The 24,955-nt window shown below is 37.8% G+C and carries 22 protein-coding genes and 1 pseudogene; 13 read left to right on the top strand and 10 right to left on the bottom strand.

The window, feature by feature from the left end:
- Window positions 1–75: 75 nt before the first annotated feature.
- The 4 genes and pseudogenes from CDG56_RS02500 (at window position 76) to gyrA (ending at window position 5,399) form a co-directional block, all read left to right on the top strand.
- The gene (locus CDG56_RS02500) at window positions 76–825 is read left to right on the top strand and encodes an electron transfer flavoprotein subunit beta/FixA family protein (RefSeq protein ID WP_005161342.1); all 750 of its coding nucleotides are present in this window, start codon (window positions 76–78) and stop codon (window positions 823–825) included.
- 17 nt (window positions 826–842) lie between these two features.
- Complete coding sequence (locus CDG56_RS02495; RefSeq protein ID WP_087545827.1) at window positions 843–1,775, top strand: electron transfer flavoprotein subunit alpha/FixB family protein; 933 nt, start codon at window positions 843–845, stop codon at window positions 1,773–1,775.
- Window positions 1,776–1,857: 82 nt separating this feature from the next.
- Window positions 1,858–2,373 (top strand): annotated as a pseudogene (locus CDG56_RS02490) (DinB family protein).
- A 296-nt stretch (window positions 2,374–2,669) separates the two neighbouring features.
- Window positions 2,670–5,399, top strand: a complete 2,730-nt coding sequence (gene gyrA / locus CDG56_RS02485; RefSeq protein ID WP_087546838.1) for a DNA gyrase subunit A — start codon at window positions 2,670–2,672, stop codon at window positions 5,397–5,399.
- 26 nt (window positions 5,400–5,425) lie between these two features.
- Here the strand turns inward: gyrA and CDG56_RS02480 are convergent, their stop codons facing one another.
- Genes CDG56_RS02480 through CDG56_RS02465 form a run of 4 tightly spaced genes read right to left on the bottom strand, consistent with a single transcriptional unit; the run spans window position 5,426 to window position 10,341 of the window.
- On the bottom strand, window positions 5,426–6,538 hold the full coding sequence (locus CDG56_RS02480) for an ABC transporter permease (protein ID WP_087546837.1): 1,113 nt from the start codon (window positions 6,536–6,538) through the stop codon (window positions 5,426–5,428).
- Window positions 6,535–7,665: an ABC transporter permease gene (locus CDG56_RS02475; protein ID WP_087546836.1), complete on the bottom strand. Its 1,131-nt coding sequence runs from the start codon at window positions 7,663–7,665 to the stop codon at window positions 6,535–6,537. The genes CDG56_RS02480 and CDG56_RS02475 overlap by 4 nt, the downstream gene beginning before the upstream one ends.
- A 3-nt stretch (window positions 7,666–7,668) precedes the next feature.
- Window positions 7,669–8,832, bottom strand: a complete 1,164-nt coding sequence (locus CDG56_RS02470) for an HlyD family secretion protein (protein WP_087546835.1) — start codon at window positions 8,830–8,832, stop codon at window positions 7,669–7,671.
- A 12-nt stretch (window positions 8,833–8,844) separates the two neighbouring features.
- Window positions 8,845–10,341: a TolC family protein gene (locus tag CDG56_RS02465; protein ID WP_087546834.1), complete on the bottom strand. Its 1,497-nt coding sequence runs from the start codon at window positions 10,339–10,341 to the stop codon at window positions 8,845–8,847.
- A 349-nt stretch (window positions 10,342–10,690) separates the two neighbouring features.
- Here CDG56_RS02465 and serC point away from each other — a divergent pair, with 349 nt between their 5' ends.
- Window positions 10,691–11,770, top strand: a complete 1,080-nt coding sequence (gene serC / locus CDG56_RS02460; protein WP_046739427.1) for a 3-phosphoserine/phosphohydroxythreonine transaminase — start codon at window positions 10,691–10,693, stop codon at window positions 11,768–11,770.
- A 72-nt stretch (window positions 11,771–11,842) separates the two neighbouring features.
- Here the strand turns inward: serC and CDG56_RS17010 are convergent, their stop codons facing one another.
- Both CDG56_RS17010 and CDG56_RS02455 read right to left on the bottom strand, forming a co-directional pair.
- Complete coding sequence (locus CDG56_RS17010; RefSeq protein WP_171287519.1) at window positions 11,843–11,986, bottom strand: hypothetical protein; 144 nt, start codon at window positions 11,984–11,986, stop codon at window positions 11,843–11,845.
- 36 nt (window positions 11,987–12,022) lie between these two features.
- Complete coding sequence (locus CDG56_RS02455; protein ID WP_087536388.1) at window positions 12,023–12,961, bottom strand: hypothetical protein; 939 nt, start codon at window positions 12,959–12,961, stop codon at window positions 12,023–12,025.
- Between the two features lie 221 nt (window positions 12,962–13,182).
- Between CDG56_RS02455 and CDG56_RS02450 the strand changes: the two genes are divergently transcribed.
- A complete protein-coding gene (locus tag CDG56_RS02450) occupies window positions 13,183–13,653 on the top strand; it encodes a YaiI/YqxD family protein (RefSeq protein ID WP_004661117.1) in 471 nt (156 codons plus the stop codon).
- Between the two features lie 7 nt (window positions 13,654–13,660).
- Window positions 13,661–14,554 carry a DMT family transporter gene (locus CDG56_RS02445; protein ID WP_087536390.1) on the top strand — a complete coding sequence of 298 codons (894 nt, stop codon included), beginning with the start codon at window positions 13,661–13,663 and terminating at the stop codon, window positions 14,552–14,554.
- 17 nt (window positions 14,555–14,571) lie between these two features.
- Here the strand turns inward: CDG56_RS02445 and CDG56_RS02440 are convergent, their stop codons facing one another.
- Window positions 14,572–15,159 carry a PilZ domain-containing protein gene (locus CDG56_RS02440; protein WP_087536391.1) on the bottom strand — a complete coding sequence of 196 codons (588 nt, stop codon included), beginning with the start codon at window positions 15,157–15,159 and terminating at the stop codon, window positions 14,572–14,574.
- A 25-nt stretch (window positions 15,160–15,184) separates the two neighbouring features.
- Between CDG56_RS02440 and CDG56_RS02435 the strand changes: the two genes are divergently transcribed.
- The 3 genes from CDG56_RS02435 (at window position 15,185) to CDG56_RS02425 (ending at window position 19,613) form a co-directional block, all read left to right on the top strand.
- Window positions 15,185–16,420 carry a lipoprotein-releasing ABC transporter permease subunit gene (locus CDG56_RS02435; RefSeq protein WP_005161293.1) on the top strand — a complete coding sequence of 412 codons (1,236 nt, stop codon included), beginning with the start codon at window positions 15,185–15,187 and terminating at the stop codon, window positions 16,418–16,420.
- Entirely contained in the window at window positions 16,413–17,099 is a 687-nt protein-coding gene (gene lolD, locus CDG56_RS02430) for a lipoprotein-releasing ABC transporter ATP-binding protein LolD (protein ID WP_050041672.1), read from the top strand. The genes CDG56_RS02435 and lolD overlap by 8 nt, the downstream gene beginning before the upstream one ends.
- Window positions 17,100–17,186: 87 nt before the next feature.
- Window positions 17,187–19,613, top strand: coding sequence for a DNA internalization-related competence protein ComEC/Rec2 (locus CDG56_RS02425; protein WP_087546833.1), 2,427 nt, complete (start codon window positions 17,187–17,189; stop codon window positions 19,611–19,613).
- 41 nt (window positions 19,614–19,654) lie between these two features.
- Here the strand turns inward: CDG56_RS02425 and CDG56_RS02420 are convergent, their stop codons facing one another.
- On the bottom strand, window positions 19,655–20,605 hold the full coding sequence (locus CDG56_RS02420) for a lysophospholipid acyltransferase family protein (protein WP_087546832.1): 951 nt from the start codon (window positions 20,603–20,605) through the stop codon (window positions 19,655–19,657).
- Window positions 20,606–20,743: 138 nt separating this feature from the next.
- Between CDG56_RS02420 and sppA the strand changes: the two genes are divergently transcribed.
- The 3 genes from sppA to CDG56_RS02405 all read left to right on the top strand — a co-directional run bounded on the left by sppA (window position 20,744) and on the right by CDG56_RS02405 (window position 23,009).
- Entirely contained in the window at window positions 20,744–21,766 is a 1,023-nt protein-coding gene (gene sppA / locus CDG56_RS02415; protein WP_087546831.1) for a signal peptide peptidase SppA, read from the top strand.
- A 136-nt stretch (window positions 21,767–21,902) separates the two neighbouring features.
- The gene (locus CDG56_RS02410; RefSeq protein WP_087546830.1) at window positions 21,903–22,697 is read left to right on the top strand and encodes an alpha/beta fold hydrolase; all 795 of its coding nucleotides are present in this window, start codon (window positions 21,903–21,905) and stop codon (window positions 22,695–22,697) included.
- Between the two features lie 69 nt (window positions 22,698–22,766).
- On the top strand, window positions 22,767–23,009 hold the full coding sequence (locus CDG56_RS02405) for a hypothetical protein (protein ID WP_087546829.1): 243 nt from the start codon (window positions 22,767–22,769) through the stop codon (window positions 23,007–23,009).
- Between the two features lie 186 nt (window positions 23,010–23,195).
- Here the strand turns inward: CDG56_RS02405 and purN are convergent, their stop codons facing one another.
- A complete protein-coding gene (gene purN, locus CDG56_RS02400; protein WP_171063585.1) occupies window positions 23,196–23,825 on the bottom strand; it encodes a phosphoribosylglycinamide formyltransferase in 630 nt (209 codons plus the stop codon).
- The gene (gene purM / locus CDG56_RS02395) at window positions 23,822–24,892 is read right to left on the bottom strand and encodes a phosphoribosylformylglycinamidine cyclo-ligase (RefSeq protein WP_004661134.1); all 1,071 of its coding nucleotides are present in this window, start codon (window positions 24,890–24,892) and stop codon (window positions 23,822–23,824) included. Before purM ends, purN begins: the two co-directional genes overlap by 4 nt.
- Window positions 24,893–24,955: the final 63 nt, after the last annotated feature.

Below are 24,955 nucleotides of genomic sequence, written 5' to 3'. Positions count from 1 at the left end.
GCACCTAAAAAGTTTCGATCGAAGAGTTAGAATGCTCTTCACTACATTTACTTGCTTAGAACAGCCGAGGATTACATGAAGGCTCTTGTCGCTGTAAAACGTGTGGTTGATGCCAACGTTAAAGTTCGTGTTAAGCCGGACAATACTGGGGTTGACCTTACTAACGTTAAGATGTCAATTAACCCATTCTGTGAAATCGCAGTCGAAGAAGCGGTTCGCTTAAAAGAAAAAGGAACGATTTCAGAAATCGTTGTTGTTTCAGTGGGTTCTAAAGACGCGCAAGAACAAATTCGTTCTGCAATGGCTTTAGGTGCTGACCGTGGTATCTTAGTTGAAACTACTGATGAAATTGGCGCTTTAGAAGTTGCTAAAATTTTAAAAGGCGTTGTTGATGCTGAAAAACCAGAACTAATTCTTCTTGGTAAACAAGCAATTGATGATGACTCTAACCAAGTAGGTCAAATGCTTGGTGCTTTACTTGGTGCTGGTCAAGGTACTTTTGCATCTGAAGTTAAAGTTGACGGCGGTAAAGTACAAGTTACTCGTGAAGTTGATGGCGGTTTACAAACTGTTGAGCTTGGTCTTCCAGCAATCATCACAACTGACTTACGTTTGAATGAGCCACGTTATGCTGCTCTTCCAAACATCATGAAAGCGCGTAAAAAACCGCTTGATACTAAGTCTCCTGCTGACTACGGCGTTGCAACTGGTACTAAACTTAAAACAGTTAAAGTTGAAGCACCTGCTGAACGTAAAGCTGGCGTACAAGTGAAGTCTGTAGACGAACTTGTTGAAAAATTGAAAAATGAAGCGAAAGTGATCTAATACAGAAGGATAAAATCATGAGTATTTTAGTTATCGCTGATCACAACAACCAGTCACTTAACGGTGCAACTTTAAACGTTGTTGCGGCAGCTCAAAAAATCGGTGGTGATATTACTGTATTAGTAGCTGGTTCTGGCGCTCAGGCAGTTGCTGATGCTGCTGCTAAAGTTGCTGGTGTGAGCAAAGTATTACTTGCTGACAATGCTGCTTATGCAAATCAATTGGCTGAAAACGTAGCTGCTTTAGTTGCGGATTTAGCGAAAGGTTACAAATACGTATTAGCTGCTTCTACAACTACTGGTAAGAACATCCTTCCACGTGTTGCTGCACTTCTTGATGTAAGCATGATCACAGATATCATTTCTGTAGAATCTGCAAATACTTTCAAGCGTCCTATCTATGCAGGTAACGCAATCGCAACTGTTCAATCTGACGAAGCAATCATCGTTGGTACAGTTCGTGGTACAGCATTTGATGCTGCAGCTGCTGAAGGCGGTTCTGCTGCAGTTGAAGCTGTTGCTGAAGCGAAAGATGCTGGTATTTCTAAGTTTGTAAGCGAAGAAATCGTGAAACTTGATCGTCCAGAATTAACTGCTGCGCGTATCGTTGTTTCTGGTGGTCGTGGTGTAGGTTCTGGTGAAAACTATCACAAAGTACTTGACCCATTAGCTGATAAGCTTGGTGCTGCTCAAGGTGCTTCACGTGCTGCGGTAGATGCTGGTTTCGTACCAAACGACTTCCAAGTTGGTCAAACTGGTAAAATCGTTGCGCCAGATCTTTACTTGGCAATCGGTATCTCTGGTGCGATTCAGCACTTAGCAGGTATGAAAGATTCTAAAGTTATTGTTGCAATCAACAAAGACGAAGAAGCGCCAATCAACAGCGTTGCTGACTACTGGTTAGTGGGCGATTTGAACACTGTTGTACCAGAATTGGTATCTAAACTTTAATTCTCTGAATTAAGTTTGAAACGCTCCGAAAGGGGCGTTTTTTTATGTTAAAAATAAGAATAAATAAATGAGAGCATTACCGATGAATTATACTTTTAAGACCTATTTTCTGATGCTGGCTCATTATAATCAGTGGCCAAATCAAAAGTTATTTTCTACGCTCATCAGCTTAACAGAGGAGCAATTAAATCAAGATTGTAAAGTTTATTTTAAATCCCTTATGCAAACGGCAAATCATGTGTTGGTAGGAGATATACTTTGGTTTGAGCGTATCAAAGGTGTTGTTGCATCAACGTATACTTTGGATGAAATTCTTTATAATCAACTCGCCCAATTAGAGAATGCTCGAATTGAACATGATCAAAGTCTGATAAATTTTATTCATGAACATGATGAAGTTTCATTCCATCAAACCATTACTTATGTCCGTCGAGGTCAAATTTATACTGAGCCTTTGATTGAAATATTGGCACACCTATTTAACCATTAAACGCATCATCGAGGTCAAATGCACAGCATGATCTTTGAGCTAACAGCAAAGTCCTTGGAGCTAGACTTAATTTTCTTTCAAAGAGAATGTGCCTATTTATACCGCTGATTTTAAAAAACTGGATTGAATATTTTATTAAAAATGCCTTTATTTTGATTAAAAAGTAATCTTTTATTCTGTTCACTAAAAAATGGAAAACTAGATTTTTAACTTATTAATTCTAATAAATTTTTTATTGTAAAAAAATGCTATTTTCAGATTAGCAAACTCCCAGTTAACCTGTCATTTATGCTATAATTTTTCGCTATATTTTTTAATTTTAGTTCAATTTTCTGAACTAATTTTTTGCAAGATTGAATACATAAAAACAAGTAGAGCCATCTACTTGTAAACAAGGAGTATGCATGAGCGTATCGGAAATCAGACCGATTGCCATTGAGGACGAACTCAAGCATTCATATCTAGATTACGCAATGAGCGTGATTGTATCTCGTGCATTGCCAGATGTGAGAGACGGTCTAAAACCTGTTCATCGCCGCGTATTGTTTGCGATGCACGAATTGGGCAATGATTATAACAAAGCATACAAAAAGTCTGCTCGTGTTGTCGGGGACGTGATCGGTAAATACCATCCTCACGGTGACATTGCGGTATATGAAACCATTGTTCGTATGGCGCAGGACTTTAGTTTGCGTTATATGCTGGTGGATGGTCAGGGTAACTTCGGTTCTGTCGATGGGGATAGCGCTGCAGCAATGCGTTATACCGAAGTTCGTATGCAAAAGCTCACCCATGAAATCTTAGCAGACTTAGAAAAGGATACTGTTGATTGGGAAGATAACTACGACGGTTCTGAGCGTATTCCTCAAGTGATGCCGACACGTATTCCAAATCTTTTGATTAATGGTACGACGGGTATTGCGGTAGGTATGGCGACCAATATGGCGCCGCATAATATGACAGAAGTGGTGAATGCATGTTTAGCCTATGCCAATAATCCGAATATTTCTATCGAAGGCTTGATGGAGCATATTACGGGTCCAGATTTCCCTACAGGCGGTATTATTTACGGTAAATCAGGCATTGTTGATGCCTATCGGACTGGTAAAGGGCGTTTGCATATTCGTGGTAAATATCACTTCGAAGAAGATCAAAAAACGGGTCGTACTACGATTGTGTTTACTGAGATTCCTTACCAAGTTAACAAAGCAAAAACCATTGAGCGTATTGCCGAGTTAGTCAAAGAAAAGAAACTTGAAGGTATTTCTGAACTGCGCGACGAGTCAGATAAAGACGGTATGCGTATTGCGATCGACTTGAAGCGTGGTGAAAATGCAGAAGTTGCAGTGAATAACTTATTTCTGCATACCCAACTTCAAAACTCGTTCAGCATCAACATGGTTTGCTTAGACAACGGTCAGCCTAAGTTGATGAACCTGAAAGATATTATTGCGGCATTTATCCGTCACCGCCAAGAAGTTGTGACACGCCGCACCATGTATGAGCTTCGCAAAGCACGTGAACGTGGGCATATCTTAGAAGGTTTGACTGTTGCATTAGCGAATATTGATGCCATTATTGAAACCATTAAGACTTCTGCCAATCCTAGTGAAGCACGTGAGCGTTTACAGGCTGGTGAATGGGCTGGTGGTGGTGTTGTCGCACTTCTAGAAAAAGCTGGCGCGATTTCAGTTCGTCCCGATGAGATTGAAGGCGAAGACCCTACACGTCCATTTGGTTTGTCAGGTGATATTTATCGTTTATCTCCAACACAGGTTGCCGCAATTCTGGAATTGCGTTTGCATCGTTTAACGGGTCTCGAACAAGACAAGTTACATGCAGAATATTTTGAAATCTTAGGTCAAATCGCTGAATTAACAGCAATTCTCAATGATTTTAATTTATTGATGAATGTGATCCGTGAAGAGCTTGCTTTAATCTTGCAACAATATGGTGATGGGCGTCGTACTGAAATTGTTGAATCAGGCGTTGATTTCTGCCGTGAAGATTTGATCCCAGAAGAACAAGTGGTATTGACTGTTTCTCAAACAGGTTATGCGAAAACTCAGCCACTTTCTGACTATCAAGCGCAACGTCGTGGTGGTCGTGGTAAGTCTGCAACTTCGATGAAAGATGATGATATTATTCAACATTTGATTGTTGCATCGAATCACGCGACAGTATTGTGCTTTACCAATGTTGGTAAAGTTTATCGCTTGAGAGTGTTTGAGGTTCCGCAAGCTTCACGTGGTGCAAAAGGTCGTCCAATTATTAATTTGCTTCCATTGGATGCAAATGAAACCGTGACTGCAATTTTACCGTTGACTGAATTCCCTGAAAATCACTATGTATTCATGGCAACAGCATCAGGTACGGTTAAACGTGTTGAATTAGCACAATTTAGCAATGTTCGTTCTAATGGTTTACGTGCGATTGAGTTGAACGAAGAAGATACTTTAATCGGTGTTGCAATTACCGATGGTAATCAGCAGATCATGTTGTTCTCGAACGAAGGGAAGGCAATTCGTTTTGCTGAAACAGATGTTCGTGCGATGGGACGTACTGCAAAAGGCGTGCGTGGTATGCGTGTGAGTTTTGCAAGCAATACCGTTGAATCTGAGGATGCTGAAGTCGAAAATGATGATAGCGATGACAATGATGATTCATCAGATTCGAATGTTGTCAGCCGCATTGTTTCACTTGTGGTTGTACCTGAAACAGGTGAAGTGTTGTGTGCTTGTGCAAACGGTTATGGTAAGCGTACCCCAGTGGATGACTTCCCAACCAAGAAACGTGGTGGTAAAGGTGTGATTGCCATCAAGACCAGCGAACGGAATGGTGAGCTTGTTGGTGCGGTATCCATCGATGAAACCAAGGAACTAATGCTGATATCTGATGGAGGCACACTAGTGCGTACGCGTGCTGCTGAAGTTGCAACCACAGGTCGTAATGCACAAGGTGTGCGTTTAATTCGTTTAAGCGATGCTGAAACACTGGTGGGTGTGGTTTCAATTGAAGCTGTTGAAGATGACGAAGTGTTGGAAGCGACAGAAGAAGTGGAGGCTACTGAGGTTGAAGCGGTAACTTCTGAAGACGTTACGGCAGAACCAAAAGATGATACGCCAGAAGCGTAAGTCATCTAAGATCATAAAAAAGGAAGCTAATCGGCTTCCTTTTTTATTGATTTCATCATCACTAACCGATAATAAGAAAGTGCCAGTAAAATTGCAGCCACCGTCGCAAGATAAATAAGTTTAGGAACAACAATTGATGTTGCGACCCCCATCTGATTCAGTTGTACGAACACTTGTACGCCATTGGTGGATGGTAGTAACCACGCCAAGAATTGCATCCATTCAGGCATAGCTTGATGTGGCCATGCTGTTCCTGTTAATAGAAACAAAGGCACTGAAGTCACAACAATTAAATGTCCGACTCGTTCGGGCATATCCACCAATGAGCCAATAAGCATTGCTAAACCAATGATACAACTCACATAAATTGGAACAGCGAATAGCATTCCCCAGAAATTACCCCCATGCGGATATTCATATAACCAAAATGTAAAGCCAAATAAATAGAGACAACCCAAACATCCGATGGTTAATATTGCCGCAAAAATCGCAAAAAACTCTGATCGGTTGGCAACCCAACCTTTTTCTCTATAGCTCGCAATCAACATTGCGAGCCCGAGTAATATGGTTTGATGAATAATAAGACTAGATACAGCAGGAAAAATATAGCTGCCATAGCCAGATAATGTATTAAATAGAGGAATCTGATGAATTGATATCTCAGGATGAAATGAAGAAGCTTTGCCAAATTTTTCTAAATATTCTTGTAAACTCGCTTTAATTGAAGTCGCTAGACCAATTCCCACTTCTTTGGTTCGAATGAAATAGGCTGTACTTAGGTAAAGACCGATTCCACCCATTTCGCCGCGTTTCAAACTATTGGTAAGATTTTCGGGTAAAAGTAAAATGCCTTCAGCTTTCTGATTTTTTACGAGTTTCTCAGCTTCTAGGAAATTATCGGTAACTGTTGTGATTCGAATATGTGGACTATTAGCAGCTTGACTAATAATTTTTGAAGTTAAAATACTTTGTTCTTGGTCAACAATCACAATTGGGATATCTGCTGCCGACTGAGCTTTATAAGCAGTAGGATAGAAAAAACTATACATGATTACAGCTGCAATCAATGTGGTAAATACAGAACTATTTGCAACAATATTTTTAAACGTTTGGATGTAATAGAAGCAAAATGATTTCATTGATTTTGCTCCTGAATATTTTTCTTCAATAAACGAATACTTAAACCTAAATAAAGAGCAGAGAAAATAACTAAAATACCAAAAGGAATGAGAGATACGGAAATATCGCTACCGATCACCCATTGCTCAGTTTGTAGTTTCGCATAAGGCGTATACGGAATAATCATTGACCAAAATTGAGTAAATGCTGGTGCATTGTTCAAGGGTAGGGTAATGCCCGAGAAACTAGGTGATGATCCACCGTAAAGTGCAATAAAACCAAAGGTTTTAGGTAGATCTTTGGTGGCTAATACAACTGTACTGCTGATGACAGCATAAGAAAAATAAAGTAAAAATTGTGCAAGCAAAATTAGGCTGAGCGAGCCTGCAATAAAGTAGCCACGAATATGTGCCAACCAGAACATCCAGCACCATGTCCAGAAACAGAAAATAAAAACATAGGTTAGGATTTTACCTAATAGCCTAGAAATAATGTGTTTTGAGTCAACCCATTCATTCAGGGTTTTCCTTTTAAATTCCTGTCCGATCGCAAAAGCCACACAACAGCAAAGCAGTAAATGCAAAACTGCGGGGACCATGAACGGCTCAAGGAATAGTTCATAGCTCATATTAGGATTATATAGCGTAGAAATCTTAATATTTGGTGTGGGAACATCCAAGTAGGGGATTACATTTGATAAGTAACTCTGTCCCGTATAATCTGCCATACCGTTTAATGTACTCATCAGCATTGCAGAGGAAATGGTATTCCCAATACTAAAAAAAGATTGATTGTAGGCAATACTGATTTGTGCATCTTGTGCTTGTACTAATCTTTGTTCTGCACCATCGGGGATTAAAACGAATCCCCATGCTTCAGTTTTATTAATAAGCTGTTCGGCTTCATCTTGGCTAGTGGTGATAGTTTTTACTTGTAAAGTATGATTGATACTCAGTGCATGAATGACTTTACGGCTCATTTCACTTTGATCTTGATCAATCACAACGATAGGTAAATGCTCAGCTTTACCCGATGCAAACATATTGCCAAAAAGAAGAATCAACAACAAAGGGGCAATGATCGCCATAAAAAAATCAGCTTTATGGCGTTTTAAATAGCGCAACTCCCGAAGCATTACTGCAAACATCGGTTACTTTGCCTCTGCAATGTTAAATAAAACACTCATACCGACTTTTAGGTCTGGAATGGTTTGTTCTGGTACTAAATGAAATTTGAAGCTACGAATATCATAACCGCCAGTTTGTCTTGTTGTCTTAATCGTTGCAAAATCACCTTCGGCATCAATTTTTTTCACTTTAAAATTTGCTTTACGGTTGAGTGCAGGAATAAAACCTTCCAGAGTTTTGGTTTTATAAATTGGGCTATACATGTCTTCACGGACATTCAAACTTACCCATAAATCATGGTCTTCAATAATGCTTACTACAGGGATACCTGTCGCGACTAACTCAGTTGGTTTACCGTAAGTTTTAGAAACAGTACCATCAGTCGGTGAATACAGTTTGGTCTCTTCGGTTAAAGCATTGGCTTCTTTTACCGCTGCTTGAGCCATAGCCACTTGTGCATCAGCAGTTGATTTTTGTTGCTCCGTACTGCCTCGTTTAGCGCGTGCGTACTGTTGATAAGCTGCTTCAGCAGTTTCACGTGCCGAAGTTTGGGCGGCTAACATTTCATCACGGCGTTGACGAGAAATGACACCTTGTTGAAATAAATTTTCACCACGTTTATAAGTGGTTGCTGCCAAATCAGCTTGGGTTTTCATTGCTTGCCAGTTGGCGTATAAGGTTTCGATATTCTCTTGCTGAGCACCACGATATACGGTTGAATGAAATGCTGTAGCACTTTGTAAAGCTGCTTGTGCTTGCTCTTTCTTTGCCTCTAACTCTGGACTAACAAAACGAACCAAAGCCTGTCCTTTTTTAACGGGTTGTCCATCAGTGACGTAAAACTCTTCAATACGGCTTGGAACTTTGGTGCTGATATGTACTGTTTCTGCTTCAACGCGACCTTGTAATTCAATGGTCTGAGGTTGATAAGCCTTCCATAGACCATATGCAATTAAACCGAATAATAAAATAAGGATAATTAACCCAATAAGTTTGAGTTTTCCATTTTTAGATGATTTATTCGGTGGAATTTTTTTATTCAAAGGTGCTGTTTCAGTTTCTACTTTTTCTGTATGTTCAATTAGAGAAACTGGTTCAGATGCTGTTTCTTTTGTTTGAGCATCTGTTGTTTGATTGACTTGATCTGTATCACGTTCTGAATTGGATGATGATGGATTCTGGCTCATAAATTTCTCCAATTAGCGGATATAGTCAGTACGTGGTTGATTAACGTAAAGCTTAAATTCATCAATAGAACCATAGCTTTGTAATAAGGTGGCCAAAGATAAAATATATTTATACGAGTTGAGTGCCATTTCAGTTTTTAAAGTACTTAAAGTATTTTGTGCGTCAATCACTTGCGTTGCAGTACCCATACCTTCTTTAAATGAAAGTTGTTGGATTCTTAAATTTTCTTGAGCTGCTTTGGTATTCTGGGTAAGTAATTGATGGCTATTTTGCGAAGAGTTTAATTCACTATAAGATTTGTATAAAACATTTTCGACTTCTTGTTTTGTCCGTTCAGTCATAAGCTCTGCTGCATATTTTTTGAGCTCTGCTGCACGGATATTTTTATTATTGTCTATACCTGAGAATAAATTGTATTTTGCCATCACACCAACAATCCAATTTTCTTTGCTATCTAAGCCGTATTCTCCAAAAGCAAAAACACTTGGTTTTTTAGAGGCTTGTTGAACTTTCACATTTTCATTGGCCAATTCAGTATCTATTTGTAGTTTTTTAATCAAACTTGAGTTCTGATCATAATTTGCAAGCAATTTATCCAAAGAATGATTCTGAGTTAAATTCACAAAAAGTGGGGTACTTAGACTGACACTTTCTTTGGTTTGTAATAGATTCTGTAAAATAAATTCGCTCGCTTTTAAATTAGACTGTGCATTTTGGTAAGTACGTTCAGCATTATTGCGTGCAACTTCAAATTGCATACGCTGTCCCTTGTTAATAAAACCTTGTTTTTCAAGTTTTAGCGCATTGTTATAATGTTCTTGCATCGCATTCAAATTAAACAACGCTGACTTGGCTAATTGTTGTTGTAATTGCACATTGAAATAAGCCTGAATCATTTCGAAACGTTGTGTATCTTGCTGTTGTTTTTCACTAATATTTGAGCGTTTTGCTTGAATGGTGGCGATTTGTTTAGCGCTATTAATTTTTCCACCTGTATATAGCGGCATAACCATTGAAACTGAAGTACGAACATCATGATCTTCAACAGTGACATCTAAGTTATTTGGAACTTTATTTAAACCATCGCTAACAACTTGATCAAAACCTTGGCTGACCTGATCGATGACTTCTGGAGGTAATACATTTTGCCATTGAGATAATTTTTCATCGAAACCATTTGTTAATGAATTTTCTAAACGACGTTTACTTGATTCAAGAGGCACGCTCGTTTCACTATGAAATGCATAGGCTCGAGCATTTAAATCAATTCTTGGTAAGCCTAAATTTTTAACAGCTTCCATTTCTAATTGCGATGCTTGCTGTAAGGCTTGTTGCGCTTGAGAACTATACGCATTTTGCACGACATATTGTTCAGCTTCACCATAGCTCAGGGTTTGGGCAAATACAGGCATGGAGAACAGAGCACAACTGATCAAGCTCATACTCAAACTCAACTGCCTTGGAAACCGTTTGACCTTAAAATTCGGTCGATGATGCCGTTTCAACATGATCTGATGTCGCAATTTAATAATATCCTGCGTTAGTCTAAATTATTTTTATAAAATTGAAATATTATGTTTTTAATTAAATAGTTATATCACTTCAATTGGTGTATTGAATTTGTAAAAAATAGAGTTTTTAGTCTAGTGTCCGCACGGCCAAATCCTGTTTTTCTGATGATGGAAATATTCTGCTGAAAATGAGTAAATCCATAAAATGGGGTGCAAAAACATGATTGGAAAATTCCCCATTATTTTCAATTAAATTTAAATATTTACTCGATAAGCTGCTGCAACCTTAGCTAATCTATGATTAAATCCCCATTTCAATTTGTTTCACTTTGACAAGGGAAAACTCATGCGTGCTTATAATTTCTGCGCTGGTCCTGCTGCATTACCTACTGCCGTTTTAGAGAAAGCTCAACAAGAAATGTTGGATTGGCAAGGTAAAGGTTTGTCGATCATGGAAATGAGTCATCGTAGTAGTGACTATGTTGCTGTCGCGGAAAAAGCTGAAGCAGATTTGCGTAAGCTCATGAACATTCCTGAGAACTATAAAGTATTGTTCTTACAAGGTGGGGCATCGCTTCAATTTTCAGCAATTCCTTTAAACTTGCTCGGCAAGAATGCGAAAGCTGATTATATTCATACTGGTATTTGGTCTGAAAAAGCGTTGAAAGAAGCAAAACGTTATGGGGACATCAATGTCATTGAAGCGGGTACGCTCATTGATGGAAAACACGCCATTACTGAGCAAAGTACTTGGAATCTTTCAAACGATGCGGCTTATGTGCACTATGCGGATAATGAAACGATTGGTGGTCTACAATTTGCAGGTGTACCAGACGTTAATGCGCCGTTGGTATGTGACTTTTCTTCAAGCATTTTGTCTGCACCATTAGATGTAAGTAAATTCGGTTTAATTTATGCTGGGGCACAAAAGAATATTGGCCCAGCAGGTTTAACGATCGTTATTGTGCGTGATGATTTATTAGATCAAGCAAAACCTGAAATTCCAAGCATTTTGAAATATTCAGATCAGGCAAAAAATGATTCAATGGTAAATACGCCTGCAACTTATGCTTGGTATTTGTCTGGTTTAGTATTTGAATGGTTACTTGAACAAGGCGGTGTAGACGCAATGTATAAAGTAAACCAAGAAAAAGCAAAATTGCTTTATGGATATATTGATTCTAGTGATTTTTATAATAATCCAATCGCAATTCCAAATCGTTCAATCATGAATGTACCATTCACACTTGCAGATGAAGCACTTGAAAAAACCTTCTTGAAAGAAGCTGAGCAAAGCCATTTGCTTAACTTAGCAGGTCATCGCTCTGTGGGCGGTATGCGTGCAAGTATTTACAATGCTGTGCCTTTAGAAGGGGTACAAGCATTGGTTAATTTCATGGACGAGTTTGCAAAACGTCACGGTTAAGCAATTTATCATCCATAAAATAAAGCCCTCATGAATGAGGGCTTTTTTATTAACACAATTTAAATCTAAAAATTAAAATAAGCCGATTTGATGAAAAAAGAGTGCTGCTAAAAACATACCAAGTAAAAAAAAGCAAAAAGCACCAATATCAAGTTTAAGACCTTGATCACTCGAATGAATCAAACTGGTGGTTGTCTGTTCTGGTATAATTTTCATTAGAACGCCTAAAAATGCCATTTGTGTGATTTTTTGTCACTTTAGTGCAGTTTTAGCATAAATATTCGCCTGAATCCATAGGTTGCCGCGAATATATTCGCCAATGTTAAAGTTTTTATACAAATCATTTTTTGTTGCAATTCGAATTAAAATTGCAGGTAAATCATCTTCTAAAACTAAAGTCACATCATACAGCGTATATTCATCTTGCATAAATTGCATGGTTGTTTTGCCCACGATATTGCCTTGGAACCAAGCTTCATCTTCTTGACCTAATGTTTCACCATACAAATATGCCACCATTTTAGAAAAATCAACGGTCACAGGTTCGTGATCTTCAGGTGTTTGTGGTTGCCAGTCGTTAATCAGCTCTTGTAAGTTTTCTGGTGCAACACCATTATGTTCAGCCAAAATAGCATTTAAAGCACGATGATGTTTAATCGATGCAGGGTCATCAACAATGATTTTTTCATTTTCAGCAACTGCTTCTAATTCATATGCCCAAGCATTAAATTGAACTTGATAAGTTTGATTTTGATCATATTGGCAGTGATTAACACTGAATAAATTATCAAATGCATAAATAACCGTATTTTTATTTAAACTCAGACGTAATACTGCTTGAGTCGCAGAATTACAAGTAATAATACGCTCAATTTGGGCATCATATTTATATGGGCTTTCAAAACTTGGGAATGCTGTTTTTAATGCGCGTGGTTTTTGATTTTCAACCGCAATAATTTGATTGATTGAAATAGACTGACCCTTTGGCCCTTGAATCAACCAAAATGATTGATCCATATCTTGTTCATCTTCACATAAACCCATAGGCATCACTGGAGCATCAAGTGCCAATCCTAACCATTTGGGAACATCTGTTTCGGGTGTATCAGTCAATAGGTTCCAATGCTCAACATGATTGCCGAAATTTTGATCTTGAATTTTAATAGTTTCAGGACTGTTTTGATTTTTCATAAAGCGTGATGCTAAAAAGATTGAACTTATTCTATTAAATCGAGGGTAACATCCATTTTTCAAGTCTGGATATGTAATTCATTAAAAATTAATTCAAATTTCTGTTTTTGATCTCAAATCTAATCAATGAAATGGATAGCAGCAATTATTCTAATGATGCTAACTCTACTTTTACCGTAATCTGCTACACTATATTTTTATTTTTATGAGCTTGTGCCAACGTGCTGCCATTTAAATTATGGGTAGATGCGGATGCTTTACCTAAAATTTTACGTGAAGTGATTTTACGTGCGTCTGATCGTTATCAGTTAGAAGTTACCTTTGTCGCTAATCAGAATGTTGGGATTACGCCATCTCTACGGATTAATTCGATTCAGGTGATGAGTGGGGCAGATCAAGCAGACAAAGAAATCATTGAGCGTATGCATGAAAATGATATTGTCATTACACAAGATATTCCGCTTGCTGCACAAGTAATTGAAAAAGGCGGCATTGCAATTCATCCTAGAGGTGAAATTTATACGGTTGCAAATGTTAAAGCACGCCTGCATTTACGTGATTTTATGGATACTTTGCGTGGAGCTGGTGTCCAAACAGGTGGTCCACCACCTATTTCTGAACGTGATAAACGTGAATTCTCAAGCTCTTTAGATCAAACTATTTTCAAACAAAAACGCAAAACCGCTTCTTGAGCTAAATATGCCTTCACGAATCAACTTAGTACTGACGTATGGATTATTAGTATTCATTTGGGCAACCACGCCATTGGCAATTGTTTGGAGTGTTACTGACTTAAACCCTATGTGGGCTTTGGTATTGCGCTTTTTTATTGCCTTACCTTTGGCGGTTAGCGTGTTATTGCTGTTAAAGGTTAAATTCCCGATTCATAAAGTTGCGTTATCAAGTTATGTAGCTGGTTCATTAAGTTTGATCGGTTCGCAAATTTTTACTTATGCAGCAACACCTTATTTAAGTTCTGGGTTGATTGCATTGATGTTTGGCTTAGCTCCGATCATGGCTGGGCTGATTGGAAGTTTTGGTTTTCAACAAAAGTTAGCGAGTTTGCAGTGGTTGGGGATGGGAACCTCAATTATTGGATTAGCGATGATTTGTCTGAGTGGTAGTCAAAAACATGTGCAGCCGATAGGTATTGTTTTAATGCTGATGAGTGTTTTTGCATATTCGCTTTCTATTTTTCTGGTGAAAAAAATCAATGCGGATGTGCAACCGATGGCTCAAGCAACTGGTTCAATTCTGGTTTCAACAATCTTAGCCATATTATTACTACCTTGGATTTGGCAACATGCACCAACGCACTTTCCTTCGACGAAATCATTGTTAGCATTGACTTATACCGTTGTAATGGCTTCATTAATTGCGATGTTTTGTTATTTCAAGTTGGTACAAAATTTGAAAGCCACCACTTTGTCACTGACGACGGTGATGACCCCAATGTTGGCAATACTCATAGGTGCTTACCTCAATCATGAACAATTATCTGCACAAGTTTTTGTTGGGGCAAGCATCATTCTATTAGGTTTGTGTCTTTATTTTTATAAAGATTTTAATACCTATCGCCGTTTGAAAATATGAAAATCACATTTTCATATTTAATTTGGGTTACTCTCAGTTTGTTGTGAATCTTGAATACTTTCCGCTAATTTGGCACGATCTTGTGGATTAAGGGTAATGAAATAAGCACCAATACGGAATTTACCTTGTTCATCTGCTGAGCTGTAAGCAACTTGAGCAGTTGCTGCGATATGAAAGTAGTTTTCAGGATGACTCAACGTAATATGAATATAGGTTCCTTCATTAAGAGCTTGTGAGCTGAAGAAGCTTAAGCCATTCTCGGAAAAGTTAACTTGTTCAGGTACTGGTAGTAGGGATTGCACGATATTGTCGTAAAAAGAACCAGTAATCAGATTTAATTTTTGATTGAAAAGGGATAATATGCGAGCAATTTGTTGATCTTTTTCATTTAATTGTTCTAATTCGTAGCGAAATGCATGATCAAATTGATCTAATTCAGCAAGTAGTAGAAAATAGCGTGGCAATACAAAGTGAGAATCATAAGGATCATTCAGCGCAACGTCGTCAGGAATGACTTGATAGTTGATTCTTAACACAGCATCAATACGAGACATCACTCGACGTTCAGAGTTGTCCTCAACAAGCTGATGTTGTGAATTTTCCATAATAAATCACCTCGGACTAAATGGTATGTTTAAGCCAATTTCGCTGTATATAGGGTTGAGATACACTCGTGCTCGGCGAAGTAATCATTTTATTTCTTTTATTGCCTTGGTTTCCATGATTGGTTTAACCCTTGGCGTTGCTGTCCTTATTACAGTACTGTCTGTTATGAACGGTTTTGACCGTGAATTAAAAAATCGTGTTCTTGGAATGGTTCCGCAAGCCACAGTTTCTTCTACTCAGATACTAACAGATTGGCCTGAGCTTGTAAAAAGAGTTGAACACCATCCGCATGTGACAGGTGTTGCACCATTTACTCAATTGCAAGGGATGTTAACCGCTCAAGGGCAAGTTGCAGGGATTATGGTGACCGGAATTGAGCCTAAATATGAAAAGAAAGTTTCAATTATCCAAAACCATATGGTCTCAGGTGATTTAAATGCTTTGAAGAAAGGCGAGTTCGGTATTGTTCTAGGCAAGGATATGACCGATGCACTTGGTCTTGGTTTAAATGACAATGTCACCTTAGTTCTGCCTGAAGCAACACCATCACCAGCAGGTGTTGTACCACGCTTTAAACGTTTTAAAGTGGTTGGAATTTTTAGTGTAGGTGCAGAAGTTGATTCGATGGTGGGTTATATCGCCTTAAATGATGCATCAACATTATTGCGTTTGCCTGATGGTGCGCAAGGCGTGCGATTAAAGTTAGATGATATTTTTGCCGCACCATCTGTTGCAGATGATATCGTGAAACAATTACCAAGTAATTTCTACGCATCGAATTGGACGTATACGCACGGCAATCTTTTCAATGCAATTCAGATGGAAAAAACCTTAGTGGGTTTACTTCTTGTTCTGATTATTGTGGTTGCTGCATTTAATATCGTTTCATCTTTAGTAATGGTCGTAACAGATAAAAAATCTGATATTGCGATTCTGCGGACTCTCGGTGCTTCACCGTCCATGATCACTAAAATTTTTATGGTACAAGGCACAGTGATTGGTGTCATTGGAACGATTGCAGGAACAGTGTTAGGTGTAACTTTAGCATTGACCATTAGCGATATTATTTCTTGGTTCAATACTGCTCTAGGTTTGAACTTGTTTGATGCCTATTTTGTTCACTATCTGCCTTCATATCTCAGATGGCAAGATGTTACGGTAATTGTCATTGTTTCATTATTGATGAGTTTTTTGGCGACAATTTATCCTGCATTACGTGCAGCCAAAGTTCAACCTGCTGAGGCATTACGTTATGAGTAAGATCGTCTTAGAAGCCAAAGATATTTATAAACATTTTGATGATGGTAAAAGCAAAGTTGAAGTGATTAAAGGTTTATCACTTCAAGTAAAAGCAGGCGAGTTTGTTTCCATTGTTGGTTCGAGTGGTTCAGGTAAAAGTACGTTATTACATGCGCTTGGTGGCCTAGAACAACCATCGCAAGGACAAGTCTTTTTGCAAGGTCAGCGTTTTGATAATTTAGGCGAAGCAGAGCGTGGTTATAAACGTAATCAATATCTAGGTTTCGTTTATCAATTTCATCATTTGTTGCCTGAGTTTTCTGCTTTAGAAAATGTAGCCATGCCTTTGATGTTACGTCGTGAAAGTAATTATAAGGATGTTAAAAGACAAGCAGAATACCTACTTGATCGTGTCGGTTTATCGCATCGTTTAGATCATAAACCAGGTGAATTATCGGGCGGTGAGCGTCAACGTGTGGCTTTAGCGCGCGCCTTAGTGACGAAACCTGCAGTTGTCTTAGCAGATGAACCAACTGGTAATTTAGATCGTAAAACAGCATTGAGTATTTTTGAATTGCTGACTGATCTCAAAAAAGAGCTGAATATGGCGATGTTAATCGTGACTCATGATGAGCAATTGGCTCAATCAGCAGATTCGATTTTGCATATGCAAGATGGTTTATGGATTGATCCAAAATAATTTATTTTGTTTAATCTCTTGTTAAAGCCCTGAAAACGGGCTTTAATTTTGCGTTCAGAAAAATCAAAAACTTAATTAAAAAATTACATGCTAAAAATTATTTTATTGGGCTGGATTGCTGGTATTGCAATCATGGGATTTCATCTTGATTTTATCGAGCTGACATGGTGGATTTGGTTGGCTATTGCAATCCTGATCTTTAGCTTTGGCATATACAAGAAAGAATCTTATTTTTATCGGCCTTTTTATAAAGCGCTTATTTTAATCAGTGCAAGCTGGGGATTGTTTACAACAGGATATTATTTTGCAGATTCCGCATTAGAACAACGACTGCAATTAAAAGAGTTTGAATCACAGTCCTATGAAGCAATTGTTTATATTAAAAATATAGATGAATTGAGTGATGATGGTCATAAGCAAATTGCTGAAGTACTTAGTCGACATAAGCAATCTGTCAACTGGTTACTTTATTTAAAACAAGACAAATATCAGTTAAATCAGAAGCAAAGTTTACAGTTGGGTCATTATTATCGAGTTTATGGTCAGATTAAACCAGTGCATAGTTATGCTGTTGTGGGTGCATTTGATCAGGAAAAATGGTTTTTACAGCAAAATATAATGTCTGCATTTTCAGTGCAGTCTATTCAACCTTTAAGCTTTGATGAAATTTACCGTTTGGGTTATCAAGGTCACTTAAAGCAACAGCAAAGCTTTTCTGCTAAGTTTTTATTAAGCGTTGAGATGAAACGCTTAGCATTTCGGCAGATGTTGCAAACTTCTAAGCTTCAGCATAAAGGTTTACTTTTAGCCTTGCTAACAGGTGATGAAAGCCTGTTATCCAACACATTGAAACAACAATTTCAACAGCTTGGAATTTCGCATTTGTTAGCGATTTCTGGTCCACATGTGTTGATCTTTGCATTCATGTTGTCTTGGTTGATACAACGTCTCATACAGCATTACTGCCCACATCTATACTTATGGCAGCCTAGACAAATTTTATTATTATTGCCATTTTTACTCAGTGTTCTGGTCTATGTGGCATTTGTTGGTTTTGAGATTCCAGCGATCAGAACTTTATTGACTGCTTTGCTTGCAAGTATTTTTCTCTTCTTTCGTCAATCGATTCGCCCATTTAGCTTATTGATTTATAGTGCCAGTATATTATTACTTTTTGATCCTTTTAGTATTCTATCCGCTGGTTTTTGGCTGTCATATGGGGCCTGTTTTATTCTACTTAGAGTTTATCAGACCATTGCACAATTACCGCAAGATCAGCCGATTACGTGGACTCAAAAAATATTTTTAGCTGCTAAAGCTTTGGTTGAATCGCAATCTAAGATCTTTATCGCCTTATTACCATTAGTCTTGATTTTCTTTCAGCAAGTTTCTTGGATTGCACCTGTAAGTAACTTAATTGCAATTCCTTTACTTGGCGGTGTCGTTGTGCCATTAGATATTCTGGCTGCATGTATTTGGCTCATCATTCCTGCATTAGGGCAGTTTTTATTTCAAATTAATGATTTTGTATTATCTATATTGATGTCAATTTTAGACATCTTGCAAAATATTGCACCGCATTTATATGGGGTAAGTTATACACCCTTAATGATGGTATCTTTAATCCTTGGTATGCTTATTTTATTTATGCCGAGGGGGACGATTCCTAAAGCTTGGGCATTGATTTGTTTTTTACCTATATGTATAGGTGTAAAGACTCAACCTACGGTTTTAAATATTTTAGATGTTGGACAAGGGCAAGCTGTATTTTTACAACATCCCGAACAAATCTTTATGATTGATACAGGGGGCTCTTACAATGAAAATAAATTTAGTTTAGGCGAGCGGGTTGTTATTCCATTTATACGGCAACAAGGTGTACGCCACATCGACCATGTAATCTTATCTCATCTTGATCAAGACCATAGTGGTGCTTTCCCTATTATTCAAAAAAACTTTGAAATATCCCAAGTTCAGTCAAATGAATATGACCAAAAAATGCAGTTCAAAAACAATTTCTCATTTTGTCAGCAAGGTCAGCATTGGTCATATGAAAATCTAAAAGTTGAAATTCTATCCCCTAAATCAGATGAGCTTATTCATGCAAAGGATCAGCAAAATGAGTATTCCTGTATGGTGTATTTGCAGTTTCTAAATGCCCAACCTTATCAAAAATTTTTAATCATGGGAGATGCAGGTTGGGAGGCTGAATATAAATTAATGCAACAATATCCCGATTTAAAAGTAGATGTTTTGATCTTGGGACATCACGGGAGTAAACATAGTTCTGCTTATGATTTTTTAGCGACTTTAAAACCTAAGCTTGCGATTGCTTCGGCAGGGTTTGATAATCGTTATGGACATCCCAGTCAAGAGTTGAAAAAACGTCTACAGGCGCTACACATTCCATTGTTAACTACGGTTGAAGCAGGAACAATTCGTTTTGTTTTTGAAAATGGTAAGGTTGAGCTCAGACAGCAAAGACAGCAAATTAAATGGTTGGAAAGAAAATAACTTAAATATTGTAATATTTTCATATCACAATATTTATAGGATTAAAGTTGAGTATTTTCTTGCCGACGAACTTCAGCAACTTTTGCTAAAGCTTCGTTGACGTCAATATCATAAATTTTGCGTAAGCTAGGGTTCGCACTGAATCGTTTATAACTCCAGTGATAATGCATTGGAAGACGTTGGATTAAATTTTCCAAAGTCTGATGAATAATAAGCGTACCATCTTCGGCATTGCCTTCATAAATTTGAGGATTGATACGCTCGATATGCATGTCGAATCCACCTTGGTCATTCCTCAAAGCATAAAGGAATAAAGTTCGTGCTTTTGTTTTTTGAATTAACTTTGCGCTTAAACTACTCGATGCCAAGGGAATCCCAAAATACTTAATCATTTCACCACCGTGATCAGGGGTGTGATCAGGTAAAATAACAGTTGTACCACCTTGTTTTAATGCTTTAAAAATCTGACGAACTCCACTTTCATCAGTGGGTACTAAATTCGCTTGATTACGGCTACGTGCATCACGAACAAAACGATCAGCATCAGGATTTTTCACTGGCTTATAAAGGATGGTCATTTGAGTATGTTTGGATAACCATGCATTCATCACTTCCCAAGTACCCAAATGAGGCATAATCAGGACAAGTCCTTTTTTCTCTGCGAGGGCTTCGTGAAAATAATGCTCATTATGAATTTTGTGAATGCGCTGAATATTTTTCTCATTTGAAGCTCCCCAAATGCTCACAAATTCAAAATAAGAGGTTAGTTCATTTTTAATTGCTTGTTTTTTTAATTGATTTATTTCTTGTTGAGATGCTTCAGGAAATGCGATCTGTAAATTCAATTGTATAATTTTTGAGAGTTTAGAAAGCTGGAAACTATTGAGTAATCGTGCAACAAAACCTGCGATAAAACGACCTAATTGGAGTGGTTGATGACTCAGAAATTGGATGAGACGGTAATTACTATTTGTTGATTTGGGGTGTGCCATATATCAAACATTAAAAAAATTACAAGAGGAGAGTATAACGTATAAAATAATTATAAGTTAAAACAAGTTATTTAAACAGTTTTCTATAAATCAGCGTATATAATAAATTCACTTTACAATACATTGGATTGGAATCTTATGTCCGATTGGCCACCAAAACCACAAAATGAACCTACAAATAGCAATAATGTGACAGGCAAAGAATGGCAGATTTTAGAAAAAGCTGTTTTGGCTTCTGTCGAAGAACAACGCCGTAGTCGACGTTGGAGCATCTTTTTTAAATGCTTAGGTTTTGCGTATTTATTAATCGTATTGATCGCAATGAGCAAAGGCTGCTCAACTTCTGTAGAAAAATCAAATACGAATGTCAGCTCTGATCATTTAGCTGTGATTGATATTGTTGGAACTATTGATTCTTCTAGTGGTCAATCTACTGTCAATAGTGAAGACACCAATAAAGCATTAAATCGTGCATTTGAAGCCACTGGCAGTAAAGCGATTGCATTGAATATTAATTCTCCTGGTGGCTCACCCGTGCAATCTGATGAGATTTGGCAAGAGATTCGCTACCTTAAAAAACAACATCCAGATAAAAAAGTCTATGCTGTGATTGGTGATATGGGTGCATCGGGTGCTTACTATATTGCTTCTGCGGCAGATGAGATCATTGTAAACCCATCAAGTTTGGTTGGTTCAATCGGTGTGATTATGCCGAACTATGGTTTGAGTGGTTTAGCACAAAAACTTGGTGTTGAAGACCGTACTTTAACTTCTGGTAATAATAAAGACATTCTAAGTATGACTAAGCCAATTAATCCAGCGCAACAAGCACATGTGCAAGCTGTTTTAGATAATGTTCATACACATTTTATTAATGCAGTCAAAGAAGGTCGTGGAAAACGATTAAAGTCAAATGATCCTGCGGTATTTTCTGGTCTATTCTGGACGGGTGAACAGGCAATTGCATTAGGTGTTGCAGATCGTAGTGGTAGTATTACAACATTGATGCGCGATCTTAAAGTAGATCAGAAATTAGATTATACTGTTCAACGCAATCCTTTAGAGTCGATTTTAGGACGTATGGGTACAAAGATTGGTGAAGGAATTAGTAGTTCACTTTCTGCACAATTACAAACCCAACAAAATGCAAAAATACAATAATCATCAAGACTAGGCTGTGATCATTCACAGCCTTTTTTATTTTTAAACATAACTGGGCAGTTCTCCCTTTTAAATTGCAAAGCATTTGCAGCGCGAGATAATCGACCAATCAATATATAAATTTAAAGAAACGCTTATGAAACCTTTGATTCATTTTGCACATGCTAATGGTGTTCCATCTAAAGTTTATCAGAAGCTATTTGAGCAGTTAAAAGATCAATATGACATTATTTATGTTGCAGAGATTGGCACTGATAAACGTTATCCAATTACGCATGGGTGGAGGCATTTAGTTGATCAAATCATTGATAGTATCGTGCAACAATCACAAGGTCGAAAAGTAATTGGCTTGGGACACTCGTTAGGTTCTGTATTAACACTAATGGCATCTTATCGTCGTCCTGAGTTGTTTTCTCAAGTGATTATGCTGGACCCACCATTTATTATAGGTAAAGCATCATTTGCTTTTCATCTTGCTAAAGTTTTTCAACCTAAATTGGTCGATAAAATTACGCCAGCAGGTCTATCTGTACGTCGCCGTGATCATTGGGAGTCTCGTGAACAAGCAGCAGAACTTTTGGGCTCTAGAGGATTTTATCAACACTTTGATGCAGATTGCTTCCAAGCTTATATTCAGCATGCTTTGAGCAATGATCCATTAAAGGGTGGAGTGACTTTAACCATCCCGAAAGTGGATGAGGTTGCAATGTTTAGAACTACACCATCAATGTGGTGGTTACCTATGCCAAAACCTAGAGTACCTGTTCATTTGGTTGTTGGTCGTGATAGTGTGTTCTTAAAAGAAAAACTTCCTCAAGTTGCTAAACGGAAATTGGGTATTCCTTTTTCAATTGTTAATGGTGGACATATGTTCCCATTAGAGCATCCGACTGAAACTGTGGAAAAAATCAAAAGTTTGATTGATAAATAAGCTAAAAAATACGAAATTCAACCAAGTATGAGGTGATCAAAACTTGGTTGAATTAATGGACAATAAGAAATGCGCTTTATTCAAATAATTTATCAAGAAGAACAATGGAAAACTTATGGTGTAGCTGTATACATGTTAGGTATTCTATTTTTCTATGGGATAGAATATTTTTATTATCAAAATAACCAACAATTGTTATGGCTAAGTTTGAACACCTCTGTTGGGCGCTTGGTTCAACACCCTTACATTTACTTATTCTTAATTGTAGATGTTCTTCCAATCTTAGCCTTATTTTTGCTTTCGCAACAATAATTTGAAAAATATTTTAAGTGGTGTGTTTATTTTTTTATTATTCCAATTGATTTGTATTACTTTTGGGAAATTGGTCTTCCTCTAAACCTATTATGCTTCAATTTATCTTCATTATCCTTATATAGAAAAACAGTGAAAATTTAAAAATTGAATTATAAAAAACACATCCGAAGATGTGTTTTATTTTTAGAATTGAGCAAATTGAATTGGTCGTTCTAAAGGTTTTTTATTGAAATATGCTTGACCATTTGTCCAAGTGAGTTGACCATTACATAACCATTCTGCAACTTGAGGGTAGATGAAGTGTTCAAGCTCATGCACACGTTGTGCTAGGCTTTCTACATTATCATGCAAACTCACTTGAATGGCGGATTGCGCTATACTTTGTCCTGCATCTAGTTCAGCAGTGACAAAATGAACGGTACAACCATGCAAGCGATCTCCAGTATTTAATACACGTTGATGGGTATTAATTCCTTTATAAAAAGGCAGCAGAGAAGGGTGGATATTTAACATTTTACCTTGCCATTGACTGACAAAGTTTGGCGTTAAAATACGCATAAAACCTGCAAGGATAACTAAGTCAATTTCCCAAGCAAGCAATTGCTGATGCATAGCATCGTCAAAGCTTTCTCGATTTGGATAATCTTTATGTGAAATAACAGCGGTTGCAATATTGGCTTTCTCAGCACGCTGCAATGCATATGCATCAGCTTTATTTGAAAGTACACCAATGATTTGCCCTGAGAGATTTGCATCTATCAGGGCCTGTAAGTTGCTACCGTTGCCTGAGACAAGGACAGCAATTCTCATTATGCAAAGATCACGCGAATTTTTTCGTCTGCACCTTCAACTGATTCAGCATTTTCTTGGATATAACCAATTTTCCATGCTTTTTCGCCTTGAGTATTTAATACATCAATGGCTTTATCAGCTTCGCTTGCATCAACAGCGATTACCATGCCAACGCCACAGTTAAATGTACGATACATTTCAAAGCGTTCTACATTACCTTCACGTTGTAACAACTGGAATAATTCAGACCATTCCCAGCTTGACTCGTCAATTACAGCTTGAGCGCCATTCGGAAGAACACGCGGTAAGTTACCCGGTAAACCACCACCCGTGATGTGAGCCATGGCATGCACGTCAACTTGTTTGCAAAGTTCTAAAACAGGTTTTACATAAATGCGAGTCGGTTCCATTGCAACATCTGCAAGTGGGCGACCATCAACGATTTGAGTTAAATCAACGTTCTTAACATCTAAAATTTTGCGTAGTAATGAGTAACCATTAGAGTGCGCACCACTTGATGCAACACCGATAAGTACATCACCAGATTTTACTTTAGTGCCATCAATAATTTTACTATGCTCAACTACACCAACAGCGAAACCAGCAAGATCGTAATCTTCGCCTTCATACATACCTGGCATTTCAGCAGTTTCACCACCAACAAGTGCACAGCCAGCAAGTTCACAACCTTTACCAATACCCGTTACTACATTTGCTGCAACATCAACATTCAAATGACCTGTTGCATAGTAGTCTAGGAAAAATAATGGTTCAGCACCACAAACAAGTAAATCGTTTACACACATTGCAACAAGATCTTGACCAATCGTGTCGTGACGATTTAGATTTAACGCTAAACGTAATTTTGTACCTACGCCGTCTGTGCCAGAAACCAATACAGGTTCTTCATAGCCTTTTGGAATTTTGCATAGTGCGCCAAAACCACCTAAACCGCCCATGACTTCAGGACGAGTGGTACGCTTAGCGACAGATTTGATACGATCGACCAGTGCGTCGCCCGCTTCAATGTCGACGCCCGCATCTTTATAGCTTAAACCAGTATTTGGGGTAGAAGTTGAGTTGCTCATAGTGAAGTCTCCGCATTGGCGGCAGATTATAACCTGAATATACGAAACTCTTATGTTATTTAT

It is taken from the genome of Acinetobacter sp. WCHA39, from assembly GCF_002165385.1.
Lineage (GTDB): Bacteria > Pseudomonadota > Gammaproteobacteria > Pseudomonadales > Moraxellaceae > Acinetobacter.
This window is presented reverse-complemented; position numbering and strand designations above follow the sequence as displayed.

Coding starts and splice junctions, on each gene's coding strand:
- CDG56_RS17010 (WP_171287519.1), bottom strand. CDS start 11,986: ATGAAAATTATACCAGAACAGACAACCACCAGTTTGATTCATTCGAGT.
- CDG56_RS02500 (WP_005161342.1), top strand. CDS start 76: ATGAAGGCTCTTGTCGCTGTAAAACGTGTGGTTGATGCCAACGTTAAA.
- CDG56_RS02480 (WP_087546837.1), bottom strand. CDS start 6,538: ATGAAATCATTTTGCTTCTATTACATCCAAACGTTTAAAAATATTGTT.
- purM (WP_004661134.1), bottom strand. CDS start 24,892: ATGAGCAACTCAACTTCTACCCCAAATACTGGTTTAAGCTATAAAGAT.
- CDG56_RS02405 (WP_087546829.1), top strand. CDS start 22,767: ATGCGCTTTATTCAAATAATTTATCAAGAAGAACAATGGAAAACTTAT.
- lolD (WP_050041672.1), top strand. CDS start 16,413: ATGAGTAAGATCGTCTTAGAAGCCAAAGATATTTATAAACATTTTGAT.
- CDG56_RS02425 (WP_087546833.1), top strand. CDS start 17,187: ATGCTAAAAATTATTTTATTGGGCTGGATTGCTGGTATTGCAATCATG.
- gyrA (WP_087546838.1), top strand. CDS start 2,670: ATGAGCGTATCGGAAATCAGACCGATTGCCATTGAGGACGAACTCAAG.
- CDG56_RS02440 (WP_087536391.1), bottom strand. CDS start 15,159: ATGGAAAATTCACAACATCAGCTTGTTGAGGACAACTCTGAACGTCGA.
- serC (WP_046739427.1), top strand. CDS start 10,691: ATGCGTGCTTATAATTTCTGCGCTGGTCCTGCTGCATTACCTACTGCC.
- CDG56_RS02470 (WP_087546835.1), bottom strand. CDS start 8,832: ATGAGCCAGAATCCATCATCATCCAATTCAGAACGTGATACAGATCAA.
- CDG56_RS02445 (WP_087536390.1), top strand. CDS start 13,661: ATGCCTTCACGAATCAACTTAGTACTGACGTATGGATTATTAGTATTC.
- CDG56_RS02495 (WP_087545827.1), top strand. CDS start 843: ATGAGTATTTTAGTTATCGCTGATCACAACAACCAGTCACTTAACGGT.
- CDG56_RS02410 (WP_087546830.1), top strand. CDS start 21,903: ATGAAACCTTTGATTCATTTTGCACATGCTAATGGTGTTCCATCTAAA.
- CDG56_RS02455 (WP_087536388.1), bottom strand. CDS start 12,961: ATGAAAAATCAAAACAGTCCTGAAACTATTAAAATTCAAGATCAAAAT.
- CDG56_RS02420 (WP_087546832.1), bottom strand. CDS start 20,605: ATGGCACACCCCAAATCAACAAATAGTAATTACCGTCTCATCCAATTT.
- CDG56_RS02465 (WP_087546834.1), bottom strand. CDS start 10,341: ATGTTGAAACGGCATCATCGACCGAATTTTAAGGTCAAACGGTTTCCA.
- CDG56_RS02435 (WP_005161293.1), top strand. CDS start 15,185: ATGTTTAAGCCAATTTCGCTGTATATAGGGTTGAGATACACTCGTGCT.
- sppA (WP_087546831.1), top strand. CDS start 20,744: ATGTCCGATTGGCCACCAAAACCACAAAATGAACCTACAAATAGCAAT.
- CDG56_RS02475 (WP_087546836.1), bottom strand. CDS start 7,665: ATGTTTGCAGTAATGCTTCGGGAGTTGCGCTATTTAAAACGCCATAAA.